At 65.7% G+C, this 17,912-nt stretch carries 18 protein-coding genes; 9 read left to right on the forward strand and 9 right to left on the reverse strand.

Features of this window, described 5'->3' with window-relative positions:
* Nucleotides 1-10 precede the first annotated feature (10 nt).
* Genes rsmB through def form a run of 3 tightly spaced genes read right to left on the reverse strand, consistent with a single transcriptional unit; the run spans nt 11 to nt 2,831 of the window.
* Nucleotides 11-1,324, reverse strand: coding sequence for a 16S rRNA (cytosine(967)-C(5))-methyltransferase RsmB (gene rsmB, locus THL1_RS00095; protein WP_069081368.1), 1,314 nt, complete (start codon nt 1,322-1,324; stop codon nt 11-13).
* Nucleotides 1,321-2,268, reverse strand: a complete 948-nt coding sequence (gene fmt / locus THL1_RS00100; protein WP_069081369.1) for a methionyl-tRNA formyltransferase — start codon at nt 2,266-2,268, stop codon at nt 1,321-1,323. The genes rsmB and fmt overlap by 4 nt, the downstream gene beginning before the upstream one ends.
* A gap of 56 nt (nt 2,269-2,324) precedes the next feature.
* Nucleotides 2,325-2,831 (reverse strand): peptide deformylase, encoded by a 507-nt coding sequence (def, locus tag THL1_RS00105; RefSeq protein WP_069081370.1) that lies wholly within the window; start codon nt 2,829-2,831, stop codon nt 2,325-2,327.
* 142 nt (nt 2,832-2,973) lie between these two features.
* Between def and THL1_RS00110 the strand changes: the two genes are divergently transcribed.
* From THL1_RS00110 to THL1_RS00120, 3 genes are all read left to right on the forward strand, one after another.
* Nucleotides 2,974-3,999, forward strand: a complete 1,026-nt coding sequence (locus THL1_RS00110) for a LysM peptidoglycan-binding domain-containing protein (protein ID WP_069081371.1) — start codon at nt 2,974-2,976, stop codon at nt 3,997-3,999.
* A gap of 84 nt (nt 4,000-4,083) precedes the next feature.
* Nucleotides 4,084-5,178, forward strand: coding sequence for a DNA-processing protein DprA (gene dprA, locus THL1_RS00115; protein ID WP_069081372.1), 1,095 nt, complete (start codon nt 4,084-4,086; stop codon nt 5,176-5,178).
* 41 nt (nt 5,179-5,219) lie between these two features.
* Nucleotides 5,220-5,774: an L-threonylcarbamoyladenylate synthase gene (locus tag THL1_RS00120; protein WP_069081373.1), complete on the forward strand. Its 555-nt coding sequence runs from the start codon at nt 5,220-5,222 to the stop codon at nt 5,772-5,774.
* Here the strand turns inward: THL1_RS00120 and THL1_RS00125 are convergent.
* Complete coding sequence (locus tag THL1_RS00125; RefSeq protein ID WP_069081374.1) at nt 5,764-6,741, reverse strand: NADPH:quinone reductase; 978 nt, start codon at nt 6,739-6,741, stop codon at nt 5,764-5,766. The genes THL1_RS00120 and THL1_RS00125 overlap by 11 nt on opposite strands.
* A 136-nt stretch (nt 6,742-6,877) precedes the next feature.
* Between THL1_RS00125 and hemF the strand changes: the two genes are divergently transcribed.
* Both hemF and aroE read left to right on the forward strand, forming a co-directional pair.
* The gene (gene hemF / locus THL1_RS00130; RefSeq protein ID WP_069081375.1) at nt 6,878-7,798 is read left to right on the forward strand and encodes an oxygen-dependent coproporphyrinogen oxidase; all 921 of its coding nucleotides are present in this window, start codon (nt 6,878-6,880) and stop codon (nt 7,796-7,798) included.
* Nucleotides 7,795-8,622, forward strand: coding sequence for a shikimate dehydrogenase (gene aroE, locus THL1_RS00135; protein WP_069081376.1), 828 nt, complete (start codon nt 7,795-7,797; stop codon nt 8,620-8,622). The genes hemF and aroE overlap by 4 nt, the downstream gene beginning before the upstream one ends.
* Nucleotides 8,623-8,770: 148 nt before the next feature.
* Here the strand turns inward: aroE and THL1_RS00140 are convergent, their stop codons facing one another.
* The 3 genes from THL1_RS00140 to betC form a co-directional block, all read right to left on the reverse strand.
* A complete protein-coding gene (locus tag THL1_RS00140; protein WP_069081377.1) occupies nt 8,771-10,330 on the reverse strand; it encodes a SulP family inorganic anion transporter in 1,560 nt (519 codons plus the stop codon).
* 138 nt (nt 10,331-10,468) lie between these two features.
* Nucleotides 10,469-11,395 carry a choline ABC transporter substrate-binding protein gene (choX, locus tag THL1_RS00145; RefSeq protein ID WP_069081378.1) on the reverse strand — a complete coding sequence of 309 codons (927 nt, stop codon included), beginning with the start codon at nt 11,393-11,395 and terminating at the stop codon, nt 10,469-10,471.
* A 24-nt stretch (nt 11,396-11,419) separates the two neighbouring features.
* Nucleotides 11,420-12,925: a choline-sulfatase gene (gene betC / locus THL1_RS00150; RefSeq protein ID WP_069081379.1), complete on the reverse strand. Its 1,506-nt coding sequence runs from the start codon at nt 12,923-12,925 to the stop codon at nt 11,420-11,422.
* Between the two features lie 111 nt (nt 12,926-13,036).
* Between betC and THL1_RS00155 the strand changes: the two genes are divergently transcribed.
* Both THL1_RS00155 and THL1_RS00160 read left to right on the forward strand, forming a co-directional pair.
* Nucleotides 13,037-13,990, forward strand: coding sequence for a choline sulfate utilization transcriptional regulator (locus THL1_RS00155; protein ID WP_069081380.1), 954 nt, complete (start codon nt 13,037-13,039; stop codon nt 13,988-13,990).
* The gene (locus tag THL1_RS00160; RefSeq protein ID WP_069081381.1) at nt 13,987-14,355 is read left to right on the forward strand and encodes a DOPA 4,5-dioxygenase family protein; all 369 of its coding nucleotides are present in this window, start codon (nt 13,987-13,989) and stop codon (nt 14,353-14,355) included. Before THL1_RS00155 ends, THL1_RS00160 begins: the two co-directional genes overlap by 4 nt.
* A 203-nt stretch (nt 14,356-14,558) precedes the next feature.
* Here THL1_RS00160 and trpA read toward each other — a convergent pair whose 3' ends face one another.
* Together trpA and trpB are read right to left on the reverse strand one after the other, a co-directional pair.
* The gene (trpA, locus tag THL1_RS00165; RefSeq protein ID WP_069081382.1) at nt 14,559-15,368 is read right to left on the reverse strand and encodes a tryptophan synthase subunit alpha; all 810 of its coding nucleotides are present in this window, start codon (nt 15,366-15,368) and stop codon (nt 14,559-14,561) included.
* Nucleotides 15,365-16,573 carry a tryptophan synthase subunit beta gene (trpB, locus tag THL1_RS00170; protein ID WP_069081383.1) on the reverse strand — a complete coding sequence of 403 codons (1,209 nt, stop codon included), beginning with the start codon at nt 16,571-16,573 and terminating at the stop codon, nt 15,365-15,367. The genes trpA and trpB overlap by 4 nt, the downstream gene beginning before the upstream one ends.
* A 148-nt stretch (nt 16,574-16,721) precedes the next feature.
* Between trpB and THL1_RS00175 the strand changes: the two genes are divergently transcribed.
* Nucleotides 16,722-17,612, forward strand: coding sequence for a LysR family transcriptional regulator (locus THL1_RS00175; protein WP_069081384.1), 891 nt, complete (start codon nt 16,722-16,724; stop codon nt 17,610-17,612).
* A 59-nt stretch (nt 17,613-17,671) separates the two neighbouring features.
* Complete coding sequence (locus THL1_RS00180) at nt 17,672-17,887, forward strand: dodecin (protein WP_069081385.1); 216 nt, start codon at nt 17,672-17,674, stop codon at nt 17,885-17,887.
* Nucleotides 17,888-17,912 lie beyond the last annotated feature (25 nt).

Below are 17,912 nucleotides of genomic sequence, written 5' to 3' on the forward strand. Positions count from 1 at the left end.
GCAGGCTCCATTAGCCTCGAGGCGAGGCGGCAATCTTGATCAGCTTGGCATAGTAGAAACCGTCATGGCCGTTTTCCTGCGCCAGCAGTTGACGGCCGTGGGGTTGTTTCAGTCCGAAGGGGCCGGGGATGTCCAGCTCGCGGGCACCTGGGGTGCGGGCAAGGAAGGCGGCGATGTTGTCGCTGTTTTCCTGTGGCAGGGTGGAGCATGTGGCGTAGAGCAGCACGCCGCCTACCTCCAGGGTTGGCCAGAGGGTGTCCAGCAGTTCGCCCTGGAGCTGGGCCAGTGCGGCAATGTCTTCCGCCTGGCGGGTCAGCTTGATGTCCGGGTGGCGGCGGATCACGCCGGTGGCCGAACAGGGGGCGTCGAGGAGGATGCGCTGGAACGGTTTGCCGTCCCACCAACTGGCGGTATCCCGGCCGTCGGCGGCGATCAGGTGTGCCTGCAGGCCAAGTCGCGCGAGGTTCTCGCGTACGCGCACCAGGCGGCTTTCTTCCAGATCGACAGCCACCACTTCAGACAGGCCCGGCTCGGCCTCCAGTACATGGCAGGTCTTGCCGCCAGGGGCGCAGCAGGCATCCAGCAGCCGTTGGCCAGGGGCCAGCTCCAGCAGGTCGGCGGCCAGTTGTGCGGCTTCGTCCTGCACGCTGACGCGGCCCTCGGCGAAGCCCGGCAGGGTCTTCACGTCGCAGGCTTCGACAAGGCGGATGCCATCGTGGCTGAAGGTGCAGGGCTCGGCGGCGATGCCGGCCTGCTGCAGTTCGGCCAGATAAGCTTCGCGGCTGCCATGTCGGCGATTGACCCGCAGGATCAACGGCGGGTGAGCATTGTTCGCCGCGCAGACTGCTTCCCAGTGTTCCGGCCAGGCGGCTTTCAGCGCCTTCTGCAGCCAGCGTGGGTGGGCGGTGCGGGCGGCCGGGTCGCGCTCGAGTTCGGCGAAGATCGTTTCACCCTGGCGCTGAGCATTGCGCAGCACGGCATTGAGCAGTCCCTTGGCCCAGGGTTTCTTCAGTTTGTCCGAGCAGCCAACGGTTTCGCCAATGGCGGCATGGGCGGGAATGCGGGTGTAGAAGAGCTGGTAGAGGCCGACCAGCAGCAGGGCTTCCACATCCTTGTCGGCGGCCTTGAACGGCTTCTGCAGCAGGCGTTCGGCCAAGGCGCTGAGGCGCGGTTGCCAGCGGGCGGCGCCGAAGGCCAGGTCCTGGGCCAGGGCGCGATCGCGAGGGTCGACCTTGTCCAGCTGGGGCGGCAGGCTGCCGCCCAGGGAAGCCTTGCCGGAAAGTACTGTGGCCAGGGCGCGGGCGGCGGCGAGACGCGGGTTCATGCGCCGAGCACCTTACCCACGGCGAACTGCTCGCGGCGGCTGTTATAGAGGTCGGCGAAGTTCAGCGGCTTGCCGCCAGGCAGTTGCAGGCGGGTCAGACGCAGAGCGCCCTCGCCACAGGCTACGGTCAGGCCATCCTTGCTTGCGGCGAGGATCTCTCCGGGTTGCTGGCCCTTGCCTTCGCCGAGAGCGGCAGCCAGCACCTTCAACGGCGCGCTGTCGAGGCTGGTGTGGCAGATCGGCCAGGGGTTGAAGGCGCGCACCAAGCGCTCCAGCTCCACCGCCGGGTGGCTCCAGTCGAGGCGCGCCTCGTCCTTGTTCAGCTTGTGCGCGTAATTGGCCAGCGCATCGTCCTGGACTTCACCTCGCAGGGTCCCGGCGGCCAGGCCTTCGATGGCTTCCAGAACCGCCTCAGGGCCGAGCTGGGCGAGGCGGTCGTGCAGGCTGCCGCCGGTGTCGGAGGCCGAGATCGGCGTGGTGACCTTGAGCAGCATCGGGCCGGTGTCGAGGCCGGCTTCCATCTGCATCACGGTCACGCCGCTTTCCGCATCGCCCGCCTCTACCGCACGCTGGATCGGCGCAGCGCCGCGCCAGCGTGGCAGCAGCGAGGCGTGGCTGTTGATGCAGCCCAGGCGCGGCGTGTCGAGCACCGCCTGGGGCAGGATCAGACCGTAGGCCACCACCACCATCAGGTCGGCACCGAGGGCCTTGAGTTCAGCCTGGGCGGCCGGGTCGCGCAGGGTCGGCGGTTGCAGCACCGGGATGCCGTGTGCCACGGCGAGCTGCTTGACCGGGCTGGGCATCAGCTTCTGTCCGCGCCCGGCCGGGCGGTCCGGCTGGGTGTAGACGGCGATGACCTGGTGGCGGGAATCGAGCAGGGCTTTGAGGTGCTCCGCGGCGAACTCCGGGGTGCCGGCGAAGACGAGGCGCAGTGCTTGGCTCATTCAGGGCTCACTAAAAAGAAAAGGCTTGCCGGGGCAAGCCTTTGGGATCGGAGGAATCAAGCGTGGAGGCGGTGCTGTTTTTCCAGCTTCTTCTTGATGCGATCGCGTTTGAGGGACGACAGGTAGTCGACGAAGAGCTTGCCGTTCAAGTGGTCGCACTCGTGCTGGATGCACACGGCGAGCAGCCCTTCGGCGATCAGCTCGTAGGGTTGGCCGTCGCGGTCGAGGGCCTTGATCCTGACCCGCTGCGGGCGGTCGACGTTCTCATAGAAACCGGGTACCGAAAGGCAGCCTTCTTGATATTGGTCCATCTGGTCGGTCAGCGACTCGAACTCGGGGTTGATGAAAACCCTTGGTTCGGACTTGTCTTCCGACAGGTCCATCACGACCACGCGCTTGTGTACGTTCACCTGCGTGGCGGCCAGGCCGATACCCGGTGCGGCGTACATGGTTTCGAACATGTCATCGATCAGCGTGCGGATGGAGTCGTCCACCACGTCCACCGGTTTGGCAATGGTGCGCAACCGCGGATCGGGGAATTCGAGAATGTTCAGAATCGCCATATGCGTTTGTGATGCACTTGTGGAATAAGTTAAAAAACCGCTGCTAAGATGGTGAGCAGCATCGAAAAAACGGCTGAAGAGCCCGGTTGGGGCGGCTCTCGGGGCGTTGCAAGTGAATGAACATAATAAAGGGATTCACCGCATGAGGAAATCACTACTCGCCCTGCTGCTGCTGGCCGCCAGTGGCCTGACCCAGGCTGCGGTGGAACTCAGGGAAGGGCATCCGGAACGCTATACGGTGGTCAAGGGCGACACGCTCTGGGACATCTCTGGCAAATTCCTGCGCCAGCCCTGGAAGTGGCCGGAAATCTGGCACGCCAACCCGCAGATCGAAAACCCGCACCTTATCTATCCCGGCGACCTGCTCAGCCTGGTCTACGTCGATGGCCAGCCGCGCCTGATGCTGAACCGCGGTGCATCCCGCGGCACCATCAAGCTCTCGCCCCAGGTGCGTAGCACGCCGATGGCCGAAGCCATCCCGACCATTCCGCTGGAAGCCATCAACGCCTTCCTGCTGACCAACCGCATCATCGACGATCCCAAGGACTTCCAAGGCGCGCCTTATATCGTCGCCGGCAATGCCGAGCGTGTGGTCAGTGGCGCTGGCGACCGCGTCTACGCCCGTGGCGCGTTCAACCACGAGCAGCCTGTCTATGGCATCTTCCGCCAGGGCAAGACCTACCTCGACCCGGAAACCAAGGAATTCCTCGGCATCAATGCCGACGATATCGGCGGCGGCGAAATGGTCGCTGACGAGGGCGACATCGGTACCCTGCAGCTGACCCGTTCCACCCAGGAAGTGCGCCTGGGCGATCGCCTGTTCCCCACCGAGGAACGTGCCATCAACTCCACCTTCATGCCCAGCGCGCCGACCAACGATGTCAGCGGAGTGATCCTCGACGTGCCGCGCGGCGTGACCCAGATCGGCCAGTTCGATGTGGTCACCATCAACAAGGGCAAGCGGGACGGCCTGGTAGAAGGCAACGTGCTGGCGGTCTACAAGACCGGCGAAACCGTGCGTGACCGTGTCACCGACGAGTTCATCAAGATCCCGGACGAACGCGCCGGCCTGCTGATGGTGTTCCGCACCTACGACAAGCTCAGTTACGGCCTGATCCTCGCCGCCACCCGCCAGCTGGCGGTGCTGGACAAGGTACATAACCCGTAACACCTCCAAGCCCCCGTCCTGCGGGGGCTTGTTGTATTGATGGCGGTCCGGCCGCATCTGCGGCGCGATCAAGGACCGATCGAGATGCCATCAATATCCCCCGCCGAGCTGGAAGCTCGCCTGCGCCTGCACCACCTCCCCGAACTTGGCCCCGCCCGTTTTCGCCGCCTGATCGAAGCCTTTGGCTCTGCCTCTGCCGCCCTCAGTGCGCCGGCATCAGCGTGGCGTTCGCTGGGGCTGCCGGAGGCCTCCGCCGACCCGCGCCGCAGTCCGGAAATCCGTGACGCCGCCGGCCATGCCCTGGCCTGGCTGGAGCACCCCGGCCACCAGTTGCTGTGTTGGGACGACCCGGCCTACCCCGCGCTGCTTACCGAACTGGTCAATGCTCCGCCGCTGCTTTACGTCGCGGGTGACGCCACCTTGCTGGAGCGTCCGCAACTGGCGATGGTCGGCAGCCGCCGCGCCTCGGCTGCCGGCCTGGACACCGCCCGGGCCTTTGCCCGCAGCCTCGCCGGAGGCGGTTTCGTGATTACCAGTGGACTCGCCCTGGGCATCGATGGGGCTGCCCATTTGGGTGCCCTGGAAGCGGCTGGCCAGACGGTCGCGGTGCTCGGCACCGGTCTCGAGCGTCTCTATCCCAACCGTCACCGTGGGCTGGCTGCTCGCATAGTCGAAGAAGGCGGCGTCCTGGTGTCCGAGCTGCCCCTGGGCTGCCCGCCGCGGCCGGCCAACTTCCCTCAGCGCAACCGCATCATCAGCGGCCTCTCCCTGGGGGTGCTGGTGGTGGAAGCCAGCCCCTCCAGCGGCTCCCTGATCACCGCTCGCCTTGCGGCCGAACAGGGTCGCGAGGTCTATGCCATTCCCGGCTCGATCCACCATCCGGGTGCACGCGGATGCCATCAGCTGATCCGCGAAGGCGCCAGCCTGGTCGAGAAGGTGGAAGACATACTCGAAGCCTTGCGCGGCTGGCAGGCCATCGCGCCAGCGTGCCCTGCCGACCCGCCTGCGCTGGCCGCCCATCCCTTGCTCGACCTGCTGCGCGCTGCGCCCTACAGCAGCGAAGGCCTGGCCGCTGCCAGTGGCTGGGAGCTGCCGCGCCTGCTGGCCGAACTCACCGACCTGGAGCTGCAAGGGCGCGTCGCCCGCGAGGCCGGCTGCTGGGTGCATCGCCAAGGGTGAGCCCTGTACACTTTGCCGATCCAGTTATGCGGGAGTGGGTGATGGTCAGCAATTGGCGGGTGCAGCAAGTGGCGCGGGTCGTGCGTGAAGGCGGTGTGATCGCCTATCCCACCGAGGCGGTCTGGGGACTGGGCTGCGATCCCTGGAACGAAGATGCGGTGTACCGCCTGCTGGCGCTCAAGGAGCGCCCCGTGGAGAAAGGGCTGATCCTGGTGGCGGACAACATCCGCCAGTTCGACTTCCTCCTCGAAGGCCTGCCGGACGTCTGGATCGACCGGCTCGCCAGCAGCTGGCCGGGACCCAATACCTGGCTGGTGCCGCACCAGAACCTGCTCCCGGAGTGGATCACCGGCCAGCACGACAGCGTTGCCCTGCGTGTCAGTGACCACCCGCTGGTGCGCGATCTTTGCGCCCTCACCGGTCCTTTGGTCTCCACCTCCGCCAACCCATCCGGTCGCCCTGCCGCCTATTCGCGCCTGCGCGTGCAGCAGTACTTCGGCGACACGCTGGACGCGGTGCTGGGTGGCGCCCTGGGTGGACGCCGCAATCCCAGCATCATCCGCGACCTGGCCAGCGGCCGCGTACTCAGGGGATAAGCACGGTCGAGCCGGTAGTCTGGCGACTGGCCAGGGCGGTATGCGCTTTGGCGGCGTCGGCCAGGGCGAAGCGCTGGCTCACCTCCACCTTGATGCGCCCATCGGCGATCAGCCCGAACAGCTCGTCGGCCATCGCCTGCAGGCGATCCGGCGTGCTGGCGTAACCGAACAGCGTCGGCCGGGTAACGAAGAGCGAGCCCTTCTGCGCCAGGATGCCCAGGTTCACACCGGTCACCGGGCCCGAGGCATTGCCGAAGCTCACCATCAGGCCGCGCGGTGCCACGCAGTCCAGCGAGATTTCCCAGGTGTCTTTGCCCACTGAGTCATAGACCACCGGGCACTTGGCGCCGTGGGTGAGCTCCAGCACCCTTTGCACCACGTTCTCTTGGCTGTAGTCGATGGTCGCCCAGGCACCGTTGGCCTTCGCCAGCGCGGCTTTTTCCGCCGAGCTGACGGTACCGATCATATTCACGCCCAGGGCTCGCGCCCACTGGCAGGCGATCTGGCCAACCCCGCCGGCGGCGGCATGGAAGAGGATGGTCTCGCCGCCTTGGAGCGGAAAGGTCTGGCGCAGCAGGTATTGCACCGTCAGGCCCTTGAGCATCACCGCCGCAGCCTGCTCGAAGCTGATGCCATCAGGCAGGCGTACCAGCTTGTCCGCCGGCAGCACATGCAGTTCGCTGTAGGCGCCCAGCGGGCCGGTGGCGTAGGCCACGCGGTCGCCCACCTTGAAATGGGTCACCGCGCTGCCTATCGCTTCCACCTCGCCCGCGCCCTCGGTACCCAGGCTGGTCGGGAAGTTCGGGGCCGGATAGAGGCCGCTGCGGTAATAGGTATCGATGAAATTCAGGCCGATGGCGCGGTTGCGCACCCGTACTTCCTGCGGCCCCGGTTCTGCCGGCTGGTACTCCGCATATTCGAGGACCTCCGGTCCGCCGTAGGCGGAGAACTGGATACGTTTGGCCATGCTTGCAACCTCCTGGTCGGAAAAGCCCCCATCCAACGCCTCGCCTTGATTCCCGTCAAGCCACCAGTGGCCATTGGCGGTGGTATGCTTGCCTGCTCATTTTTCCGCCACCCTACCCGCTTCCAAGGTTGACGACGTGACTGACCGTACCGAGGCCGTGAAGGCCTACCTGCTCGATCTGCAAGACCGCATCTGCACCGCCCTGGCGGCTGAGGACGGCAAGACCGGCTTCTACGAGGATGCCTGGACGCGCCCCGCCGGTGGTGGTGGCCGCACCCGGGTGATCGAGAACGGCGGACTGATCGAGAAGGGCGGTGTGAACTTCTCCCACGTGTTCGGCGCCAACCTGCCGCCGTCGGCCAGCGCCCACCGCCCAGAACTGGCCGGGCGCGGCTTCCAGGCCCTTGGCGTGTCCCTGGTGATCCACCCGGAAAACCCCCACGTACCCACCTCCCACGCCAACGTGCGTTTCTTCTGCGCCGAGAAGGAAGGCGAGGAGCCGGTCTGGTGGTTCGGCGGCGGTTTCGACCTGACGCCCTACTACGCCAATGAGGAAGACTGCGTGTACTGGCACAAGGTGGCCCGCGACGCCTGCGCGCCCTTCGGCGCCGACGTCTACCCGCGCTACAAGGAGTGGTGCGACCGCTACTTCCACCTCAAGCATCGCAACGAGCCGCGCGGCATTGGCGGTCTGTTCTTCGACGACCTGAACCAGTGGGACTTCGACACCAGCTTCGCCTTCATGCGCGCCATCGGTGATGCCTACCTGGAGGCGTACCTGCCGATCCTGAAGAAGCGCAAGAACACCCCCTTTACCGAACAACAGCGTGAGTTCCAGGCCTTCCGCCGGGGCCGCTATGTGGAGTTCAACCTGGTGTTCGACCGCGGCACTCTGTTCGGCCTGCAGTCCGGTGGCCGTACCGAATCCATCCTCATGTCCCTGCCACCGCACGTGCGCTGGGGCTATGACTGGAAGCCGGAACCGGGCAGCGAAGAAGCGCGCCTGACCGAGTACTTTCTCAAGGACCGCGACTGGCTCGGGGAGGCAGGGCTGTGACCGACCGCTACTGCGTCTTCGGCAACCCCATCGGCCACAGCAAGTCGCCGCTGATCCACCGTCTGTTCGCCGAGCAGACCGGCGAGCAATTGACCTACGAAGCCGTGCTGGCGCCGCTGGACGACTTCACGGGCTGCGCCCGGCAGTTCTTCGAAACCGGCAAGGGCGGCAACGTCACTGTGCCCTTCAAGGAGCAGGCCTATCAGCTGGCCGGCAGCCTCAGCGCTCGAGCCCAGCGCGCGGGTGCGGTGAACACCCTGAAGAAGCTCGATGACGGCAGCCTGCTCGGCGACAACACCGACGGCGCCGGCCTGGTGCGCGACCTCACCCGCAACGCCGGCCTGATTCTCGCCGGCAAACGCATCCTGTTGCTGGGCGCCGGTGGCGCTGCGCGTGGCGTGATCGAACCGCTGCTGGCTTCGAGGCCGGCAGGCCTGGTGATTGCCAACCGCACCGTGGAGAAGGCTGAGGTGCTGGCCCAACTCTTCGCCGATCTCGGCCCGGTGTCTGCCAGTGGCTTCGACTGGCTGGAGGAGCCGGTTGACCTGATCATCAACGGTACGTCGGCGAGCCTCGCCGGTGACCTGCCGCCCATCTCGCCGAGCCTGATCCAGCCGGGTCACACCGTCTGCTACGACATGATGTACGGCAAGGAAATGACCGCCTTCAACCGCTGGGCCACCGAGCACGGTGCTGCTCGCACGCTCGATGGTCTGGGCATGCTGGTGGAGCAGGCCGCCGAAGCCTTCCTGCTCTGGCGCGGCGTGCTGCCGGACAGCGCGCCGGTGCTGGCCGAGCTGCGCCGCCAGCTGGCGCAAGGCTGACTGCAGGAGCGAAGGTTGGGCTGAGCCTTTGTAGGATGGGTGGAGCCTGCGATACCCATCAGGTTCTGCGCAGCAGCATGGGTATCGCTCCGCTCCACCCATCCTACAGGGCTGAACTTTCCCCTCCCACAGTAAACCCACGAGCCTGCTAGCCCTCGATCACCAGACCGCTGCTTTCGGTTTCCAGCTTTCGCAGCTCCCGCTCCACCTGCGGGCGGGCGCGGCGCAGCACCAGGCTGCGCCCTTCCCCGCCCAGGCGCCGCGCTTCCTCGTGAAGCATGCTCACCCCGGCGTAATCGATGAAGTTCACATGATGCGCATCCAGCACCAGGCGCCCGGCGCGGCTGCGCTGGATCAGCCGCTGCAGGTACGGGCAGGCGCCGAAGAAGATCGAACCCTCGATGCGCAGTACCTCGGCATCCCCCTCCTGCGCCTGCAGCACCCGTGGCTGCGAGGTGCGCTTGAGGTAGAAGAACAGCGACGCCAGCACGCCGGCGTAGATGGCGGTCTGCAGCTCCAGCAACAGGGTCGCGGCGCAAGTCAGCGCCATCACGGCGAATTCCGCGCGGCTGACGCGCCAGAGCTGGCGAATTCTACGAGCGTCGACCAGGCCCCAACAGATCAGCAGGATGCTCGCCGCCATCGCCGGCAACGGGATATGCGCGATCAACCGAGCGCCCAGCAGGGCGAACAGCGCCACCCAAAGCGCCGAGAACACTCCCGCTAGCGGCGAACGGGCGCCTGCCTGCAGGTTCAGCCCCGAGCGGGTGAAGGAACCGGCGGACAGGTAACCCGAGAACCAGGCGCCGATCAGGTTGGAGAGGCCCTGCCCGCGCGTCTCCTGGTTAGCGTCCAGCACCTGACCGGACTGACTGGCCAGGACGCGGGCGATGGACAGACTGGTGGCCAGCCCGAGCAGGCCGCAGGCGACCGCTGAGGGCAGCAGGCGCAGCATGTCCTCGGCGTCGAAGCGGATCGCGGCCAGCGGCGGCAGGCTACCGCTGAAGGGGTGCACCAGTTCTACGCTGGCGAAAGTAGCCGGCAGCCCCAGCACCAGCAGGCTGCCGCCGATGATGCCGATTAGCAGCGCCGGCAGGCGCGGCCACAGGCTGCGTACCAGGGCTGACAAGCCCAGTGTGAAGGTCGCTACCAGCAATGACGGCCAGTGCACCTCGCGCACATGCCCGGCCAGTTCGAGGGCGCTCTGCCAGGCTGTCGCGCGTCCTTCCAGACCGGTCAGCCCCAGCAGGTTGGGCACCTGGCCGAGGGCGATCACCAGGGCTGCGCCGAGGGTAAAACCGAGTATCACCGACTGGGACACGAAGTTCGCCAGGGAGCCGAAGCGCAGCGCCCCGACCAGCCATTGGAATGCCCCTGCGAGGAAGGTCAGCAGCAGCACCAGGCCGATGTAGTCCTGGCTGCCCGGCAAGGCCAGCGGGCTGACGCTGGCGAAGAGCACCACCGAAATGGCGGCGGTCGGTCCGCAGATCAGATGCCGGGAAGAACCCCACAGACAGGCGATGATCACCGGCACCACCGCTGCATAGAGCCCGTACTCCGCCGGCAGCCCGGCGATCAGCGCATAGGCGATGGACTGCGGCAGGGCCAGGATGGCGCCGGTCAGACCCACCAGCGCGTCGCGGCCCAGGCCGCGTGGGCGGACGGCTGGGAGCCAGGCGAGGAAGGGGAACACATCAGGCAGTTTCATCTCGGTGGCGAGGCTCTTGTAGGGGCGAATTCATTCGCCAAGGGCAGCGCAGCTGCCCCGGTCGGTCTCGAATGGCAGACCTACGGCCTGCTTGGCGAATGAATTCGCCCCTACAGGCCAGATCAACCCTCCCCCGGTTCAGAGCTTCGCCTTCACCGCTGCCAGGCCATCGCTGCCGTCGCGGGTGGTGACCCCCTGGAGCCAGCCGTCGATCACCGCCGGGTTGGCCTTGAGCCAGGTCTTGATGGCGGCGTCGTTGTTGGCGTTGCTGTTGAGCACCTGGTCCATGATGGCGTTCTCCATCTCCTGGGTGAACTGCAGGTTGGCCAGTAGCTTGCCCACGTTCGGACACTGCGCGGCGTAGCCCTTGCGCGCCAGGGTGTTCACGCTGCCGCTTTCACCGAAGTACTTCTCGCCGCCTTTGAGATAGACCATGTCGTACTGCACGTTCATCGGGTGCGGGGTCCAGCCGAGGAAGACCACGAACTGCTCGCGCTTCACCGCACGGCCTACCTGTACCAGCATCGCCTGCTCGCTGGACTCCACCAGCTTCCAGTCGCCCAGGCCGAACTCGTCGGACTTGATCATCTGCTGGATGGAGACGTTGGCCGGCGAGCCTGCGGCGATGCCGTAGAGCTTGTGCTCGAACTTGTCGGCGAACTTGTCCAGGTCGGCGAAGGTTTTCACCCCCGCGTCGTAGGCATAGCGCGGCACCGCCAGGGTGTATTCGGTGCCGCTGAGGTTCTGCGCCACCTTGTCGACGCTGCCGGCCGCGACGAACTTGTCGTAGTTGCTCTGCTGGGCCGGCATCCAGTTGCCGAGGAATGCATCGATCTGCCCCTTGTGCAGGCCGGCGAAGATGATGGGCACCGCCAGGGTCGGGGTTTCGGTCCGGTAGCCCAGCCCGTCCAGGAGGAAGCGGGCCACCCCATTGGTCACGGCGATATCGCTCCAGCCCGGATCGCCCAGCTTCACGGTGGCGCAACTGGCGTCCTCAGCCTGGGCGTTGAACGCCAAGCCGGTCAGCAGCACGCTACCGGCAAGCACTGCATTGATCGTCTTCATGCCTTGGTTCCTCGCAAGAGTGGGTCAGGGTTTGGGGAAGCGCGCGCGGCGTTCCAGGTCGTCCAGGTCAATGTGATTGCGCATGTACTGCTGGCTGGCGTCGACGAAGGGCTGGTGATCCCAACTTTTCAGCTTGCCATGGGTGAGGGCGGCTGCAACGAAGCGGCGGCGGCGCTGGCTGGCCAGGGCGGCTTCGGTGATCGCCGGGATATCCCAGCGAGCGCGGGCTTCGTCGATCAAGGCCGCAAGCAGGGTCTGGTGGTCCTTTGAAGTGGCAAGGTTTTCCAGTTCCTGCGGGTCGTTGGCCAGATCGAAGAGCAGGATGGGGTCTTGCTCCGAGTAGATGAACTTGTACGGACCACGGCGGATCATCATCAGCGGGCAGGTGGTGCCTTCGGCCATGTATTCGCCCAGCACCTCATCGTGCCCGCCCTGGCCCTGGAGGTGCGACACCAGCGAGCGGCCATCCAGCGGCAGGCTGTTGTCCAGTTCACCGCCGGCCAGCTCCACCAGGGTGGGCAGCAGGTCGACGGTTGAGACCGACTGGCTCACCCGGCGCGGCTGGAAGCGGCCAGGGGCGTGGACCAGCAGCGGCACGCGGGCGGCCATCTCGAACCAGTGCATCTTGTACCAGAGGCCGCGCTCTCCCAGCATGTCGCCGTGGTCGCCTGAGAATATGACGATTGTGTCGTCGGCCAGGCCGCAGTCGGCGAGTGTCTTCAGCAGCACGCCGATCTGGTCGTCGACATAGCTGCAGGCGCCGAAGTAGGCGCGGCGTGCGTCGCGGATCTTCGCCTCCGGCAGCGGCTTGCCCCAGAGGTCGATGACCTTGAGCAGGCGCTGGCTGTGGGGGTCCTGTTCGGCAACTTCGAAGTGAACGCGTGGCAGCGGGATCTCAGTGTCCTCGTAGCGATCCCAGTACTCCGCAGGAATGGTGTAGGGATCGTGTGGGTGGGTCAGCGACACCGTCAGGCAGAAGGGCTGCTGGGCGTGTTCGCGCACATGGTCGTAGAGGTACTGGCGCGCCTTGAACACCACTTCCTCGTCGAAATCCAGCTGGTTGGTGCGCACGCAGGGACCGGCCTGCAGCACCGAGGACATGTTGTGGTACCAGCTTGGGCGAGCGTCCGGCTCGTCCCAGTTCACCGCCCAGCCATAGTCCGCCGGGTAGATGTCGCTGGTCAGGCGCTCCTCGTAACCATGCAGCTGGTCCGGGCCACAGAAGTGCATCTTGCCCGATAGCGCCGTGCGGTAGCCCAGGCGCCGCAGGTAATGCGCGTAGGTGGGCACGTCTGCGGGGAAGTCGGCGGCGTTGTCGTAGGCGCCGATCTTCGACGGCAGCTGGCCGCTCACCAGGGTGAAGCGCGAGGGCGCGCAGAGTGGGCTGTTGCAGTAGGCCGAATCGAACACCACGCCTTCGCTGGCGAGACGCGACAGGTTCGGTAACTTGATCGGCGAAGACGCGTAGAAGGGCAATATTGGCGCGGCCATCTGGTCGGCCATGATGAAGAGGATGTTGGGGCGTTTCATCGTTCGCTTATCCATATCGTCGAATTATGCGAAAGTGCTGGCAACGATCATTGCGTCAGCAGATGTCCCGGTAAACCGCACGGCGGAACATGACTCGGATAAGCATTCGTTATGGCAGAACTACAGACTGAGCTGTCCCTGGACCTGCTGCGGGTATTCGAGTCCGCCGCTCGCCACTTGAGCTTCACCGCCGCCGCGGTGGAACTGGGCACGACCCAGCCCGCCGTGAGCCAGCAGATCCAGCGCCTGGAAAAGCAATTGGCGACGCGCCTGTTCGACCGCGTCTATCGGGGTATCGAACTGACCGACAGTGGCCGCCTGTTGTTTCTCCATGTGCAGGAAGGCCTGCAGGCGATCGGCGCGGGCCTCGAGGCTATCGGCTCGCGGTCGCAGCACGAGGTGCTGCAGGTGGCTACTGACTTCGCCTTCGCCGCCTATTGGCTGATGCCGCGCCTGCACCGCTTCCATGAAGCGAACCCGGAGATCGATGTCAGCATCGTCACCAGCGACCGCACCATGAACATGCTGCGCTCGGAGGTGGATATCGCGATTGCCTTCGGCGATGGCCGCTTCAAGCACGGCGAGGCCCTGCTGCTGTTTCGCGAGGAAGTCTTCCCCATCTGCAGTCCGCGATTGCTGGCTGGCCGTGAATGGCCGTTACCGGTCACCGCCCTGGCGGACCTGCCGCTGCTGCACCTAAAGCCTGAAGTGCGTACCCGCTGGTTCGACTGGAGCGCACTGTTCCGCGAACTGGGGATCGTCCAGCCGCCGACATCGGGGATGCTGCGCTTCGACAATTACACCCTGCTGATACAGGCGGCCATCGCCGGGCAGGGCGTGGCCATCGGCTGGCGCTACCTGGTGGACGACCTGATCGAGCAGGGCTTGCTGGCACCGCTGCTGGACACTCGCGTCAGTTCGGACTTCGGTTATTACCTGGTACAGCCGGAACGCAAACGCCGCGCGCGGCTGATGAAGTGTTTCGTCGACTGGCTGCAACAAGAGTTGGGTGACGAATCTCGCCAGGCCCAGCTCATCAAGCATCGGGAAGGAATCGCCATATGACCCAGACGCCCACCCCCCGGATCAAGGGCTTCCATGCCCACGTCTACTTCGACGCCGACAGCATCGACCAGGCCCGAGCGCTCTGCGAGGAGGCGGCACGCTGCTTTCCGCTGAAGATGGGTCGCGTCCATGAAAGGCCCGTTGGCCCACACCCGGACTGGAGCTGCCAACTGGCCTTCAAGCCCGAACTGTTCGGAGAACTCATCCCCTGGCTGGCGCTGCACCGCGACGGCCTCACCGTGCTGATTCACCCCATCACCGGCAGTGACCTGCGCGACCACCGCGATTACCCCATGTGGATGGGTACGATGCGACCGCTGGATTTGAGCGATCTGGAAGACGGCGAGATCGAATACGAGTTCTGAAGCGTCGATAAATCGACTGTGGGTTCGAATGAATTCGAACCCACAGGACGTAGGATGGGTAGAGCGGAGCGAAACCCATGCTGGAATGCCACGGAGTTCGATGGGTTTCGCAGGCTCTACCCATCCTACCGGAGGGAAATCGGTCATGAAAAAAGCCGCTGCACCCCTCTGGGAGCAGCGGCTGTTTCATTGCCGGCTGGACGTCAGGCGCGAGCGCCGCGCACGCCTGCGGCGAGGGTCTTGCAGAGGCTGAGGACGCCGTCCACGGCTTGTTCCGGGGTTTCGGCCTTGGCGATCTGGTCCACCAGGGCGGAACCCACCACCACGCCATCGGCCAGCCGGGCGATGTTGGCGGCGTGTTCAGCGGTACGGATACCGAAACCGATGGCCACCGGCAGGTCGGTGTGGCGGCGCAGGCGGGCGACCGCTTCCTGTACGTGCTCCAGGGTGGCGGAGCCTGCGCCGGTCACGCCGGCTACGGAGACGTAGTAGACGAAGCCGGAGCTGCCATCCAGCACGGTTGGCAGGCGTGCGTCGTCGGTGGTCGGGGTGGTCAGGCGGATGAAGTCGATGCCCGCGGCCTGGGCCGGGTGGCAGAGGTCTTCGTTATGTTCCGGCGGCAGGTCGACCACGATCAGGCCATCCACGCCGGCTTCCTTGGCGTCGCTGATGAAGCGGTCCACGCCGTAGTAGTGGATGGGGTTGAAGTAACCCATCAGCACCAGCGGGGTGGTCTGGTTGCCGGCGCGAAATTCGCGAACCATCTGCAGGGTTTTGGCCAGGTTCTGCCTGGCGCCCAGAGCGCGGATGTTGGCGAGCTGGATGGAGGGACCGTCGGCCATCGGGTCGGTGAAGGGCATGCCCAGTTCGATGACGTCGGCACCGGCGTCCGGCAGGCCCTTGAGGATGGCCAGGGAGGCGTCATAGCCCGGGTCGCCGGCGGTCACGAAAGTCACCAGGGCGGCGCGGTTCTGTTCTTTCAGTTCGACGAAGCGAGTTTGCAGGCGGTTCATGCTTTCTGCTCCTGTTGCATGTGGTGCATTACGGTCTGCATGTCCTTGTCGCCACGGCCGGAGAGGTTGACCACCATGATGTGATTCTTCGGCAGCGAGGGGGCGCGCTTGAACACTTCAGCCAGGGCGTGGGAGCTTTCCAGGGCCGGGATGATGCCTTCCAGGCGGCAGCAGGTGTGGAAGGCTGCCAGGGCTTCGTCATCGGTGATCGAGGTGTACTCGACGCGGCCGATGTCGTGCAGCCAGGCGTGTTCCGGGCCGATGCCGGGGTAGTCCAGGCCGGCGGAAATCGAGTGGGCGTCGATGATCTGGCCGTCCTCGTCCTGCAGCAGGAAGGTACGGTTGCCGTGCAGCACACCCGGTACGCCGCCGTTCAGGCTGGCCGCGTGCTTGCCGGTCTCGATGCCGTGGCCGGCGGCTTCGACGCCGACGATCGCCACGCTCTGGTCATCGAGGAAGGGGTGGAACAGGCCCATGGCATTGGAGCCGCCGCCGATGCAGGCGACCAGGCTGTCGGGCAGGCGGCCTTCCTTCTCGGCCAGTTGCTCACGGGTTTCCTTGCCGATCACGGCCTGGAAGTCGCGGACCATGGCCGGGTAGGGGTGCGGACCGGCGACGGTGCCGATCAGGTAGAAGGTGCTGTCGACGTTGGTCACCCAGTCACGCAGGGCTTCGTTCATCGCGTCCTTCAGGGTGCCGGTGCCGGCGGTGACCGGGATCACTTCGGCGCCCAGCAGTTTCATGCGGAAGACGTTGGCCTGCTGGCGGTCGATGTCGGTGGTGCCCATGTAGATCACGCACTGCAGGCCGAAGCGTGCGGCCACGGTGGCGGTGGCCACGCCGTGCATGCCGGCGCCGGTCTCGGCGATGATGCGCTGCTTGCCCATGCGCTTGGCCAGGAGGATCTGGCCGATGCAGTTGTTGATCTTGTGCGCGCCGGTGTGGTTCAGCTCTTCGCGCTTGAGGTAGATCTTCGCGCCGCCGCAGTGCTCGGTCAGGCGCTCGGCGAAATAGAGCGGGCTCGGGCGACCCACGTAGTCGCGCTGGAAGTAGGCCAGCTCTTTCTGGAATTCCGGATCATCCTTGGCCTTTTCGTATTCGCGGGCCAGGTCGTGGATCAGCGGCATCAGGGTTTCGGCGACATACTGGCCGCCGAAGGCGCCGAACAGGCCCTTGGCGTCCGGACCGTTGCGCAATGAAGTCATGGTGTGCTCCTGCTCTTGCTCCCCTCTCCCTCCGGGAGAGGGGCCGGGGGTGAGGGAGAAGTGGGTGATGTCGGCCATTCTACCGCTGGCCGGGCAGCGGAAAAGTGATTAGATTGCGTTAATCTGTCAGCAAAACTCACATGTCGCCATGAGCCGAGATCTGCCCCCGCTGAACGCCCTGCGCGCCTTCGAAGCGGCCGCCCGCTTGCAGAGCATCAGTCGCGCAGCCGAAGAACTGCATGTTACCCACGGTGCAGTGAGCCGCCAGGTGCGGATGCTTGAAGAGGAACTGGGTATTGCCCTGTTCAGCAAGGATGGCCGTGGCGTAAAACTCACGGATGCCGGCCAGCGCCTGCGTGACGCGACCGGCGACGCCTTCGAGCGCCTGCGCGGAGTTTGTGCCGACCTGCAGAAACGCAGTGAAGACGCACCTTTTGTCCTCGGCTGCCCGGGCAGCCTGTTGGCGCGATGGTTCATCCCACGCCTGGACCGGCTCAATCGCGCGCTCCCCGAGTTGCGGCTGCAATTGTCGGCCAGCGAAGGCGAGCTGGACCCGCGCCGTCCCGGTGTCGACGCCACCCTCTGCTTCGCCGAGCCACCCTGGCCGGCGGATATGCGGGTGTTCGAGTTGGCAGGTGAGTCCATCGGCCCGGTGCTGAGCCCCCGTTACGCCAGGCACGATGCGCTCGCCAGCACCACGCCGGGGGCATTGCTGGACGAAACGCTGCTGCACACGGTTTCGCGACCCCAGGCCTGGCCGCAGTGGGCCACGGCCCAGGGATTGGATGTCGGTCGGCTGCGGCTTGGCCAGGGCTTCGAGCACCTCTACTACCTGCTGGAAGCGGCCGTGGCCGGGCTCGGCGTGGCGATCGCGCCACAGCAACTGGTCGCCGACGAACTCGCTTCCGGTCGCCTGGTGGCGCCCTGGGGTTTCGTCGAAACGCCGGCACGGCTGGCGCTCTGGGTGCCGTCGCGCCAGTGGGATCGCCGTGCCGAGCGCCTGGCGCAGTGGCTGCGCGAGGAACTGGCAGGCCGATAGCGGCATTCTTGGCTAGCCTTGCTGGGGAGCCCACTCGCGCCTGCCACAGGAGATGCGCCATGTCTGATCACCACACCTACAAGAAGATCGAGATCATCGGTTCCTCCCGCACCAGCATTGATGAGGCAATCAACAACGCCCTCATCGAGGCGTCGAGGACGATTCGCAACATGGAATGGTTCGAGGTCGTGGAGACCCGTGGACATATCGAGAACGGCCGGGTCGGTCACTACCAGGTCACCCTGAAGCTCGGCTTCCGGATCAGCGACAGCTGACACTTTCGCCGGCTTCCACCCGCGA

Origin of the sequence: Pseudomonas sp. TCU-HL1 (genome assembly GCF_001708505.1) — a bacterium.
GTDB lineage: Bacteria > Pseudomonadota > Gammaproteobacteria > Pseudomonadales > Pseudomonadaceae > Metapseudomonas.

Coding starts and splice junctions, on each gene's coding strand:
- THL1_RS00140 (WP_069081377.1), bottom strand. CDS start 10,330: ATGAAACTGCCTGATGTGTTCCCCTTCCTCGCCTGGCTCCCAGCCGTC.
- THL1_RS00180 (WP_069081385.1), top strand. CDS start 17,672: ATGTCTGATCACCACACCTACAAGAAGATCGAGATCATCGGTTCCTCC.
- fmt (WP_069081369.1), bottom strand. CDS start 2,268: ATGAGCCAAGCACTGCGCCTCGTCTTCGCCGGCACCCCGGAGTTCGCC.
- def (WP_069081370.1), bottom strand. CDS start 2,831: ATGGCGATTCTGAACATTCTCGAATTCCCCGATCCGCGGTTGCGCACC.
- THL1_RS00160 (WP_069081381.1), top strand. CDS start 13,987: ATGACCCAGACGCCCACCCCCCGGATCAAGGGCTTCCATGCCCACGTC.
- THL1_RS00110 (WP_069081371.1), top strand. CDS start 2,974: ATGAGGAAATCACTACTCGCCCTGCTGCTGCTGGCCGCCAGTGGCCTG.
- dprA (WP_069081372.1), top strand. CDS start 4,084: ATGCCATCAATATCCCCCGCCGAGCTGGAAGCTCGCCTGCGCCTGCAC.
- THL1_RS00125 (WP_069081374.1), bottom strand. CDS start 6,741: ATGGCCAAACGTATCCAGTTCTCCGCCTACGGCGGACCGGAGGTCCTC.
- THL1_RS00155 (WP_069081380.1), top strand. CDS start 13,037: ATGGCAGAACTACAGACTGAGCTGTCCCTGGACCTGCTGCGGGTATTC.
- THL1_RS00175 (WP_069081384.1), top strand. CDS start 16,722: ATGAGCCGAGATCTGCCCCCGCTGAACGCCCTGCGCGCCTTCGAAGCG.
- THL1_RS00120 (WP_069081373.1), top strand. CDS start 5,220: ATGGTCAGCAATTGGCGGGTGCAGCAAGTGGCGCGGGTCGTGCGTGAA.
- trpA (WP_069081382.1), bottom strand. CDS start 15,368: ATGAACCGCCTGCAAACTCGCTTCGTCGAACTGAAAGAACAGAACCGC.
- choX (WP_069081378.1), bottom strand. CDS start 11,395: ATGAAGACGATCAATGCAGTGCTTGCCGGTAGCGTGCTGCTGACCGGC.
- betC (WP_069081379.1), bottom strand. CDS start 12,925: ATGAAACGCCCCAACATCCTCTTCATCATGGCCGACCAGATGGCCGCG.
- rsmB (WP_069081368.1), bottom strand. CDS start 1,324: ATGAACCCGCGTCTCGCCGCCGCCCGCGCCCTGGCCACAGTACTTTCC.
- trpB (WP_069081383.1), bottom strand. CDS start 16,573: ATGACTTCATTGCGCAACGGTCCGGACGCCAAGGGCCTGTTCGGCGCC.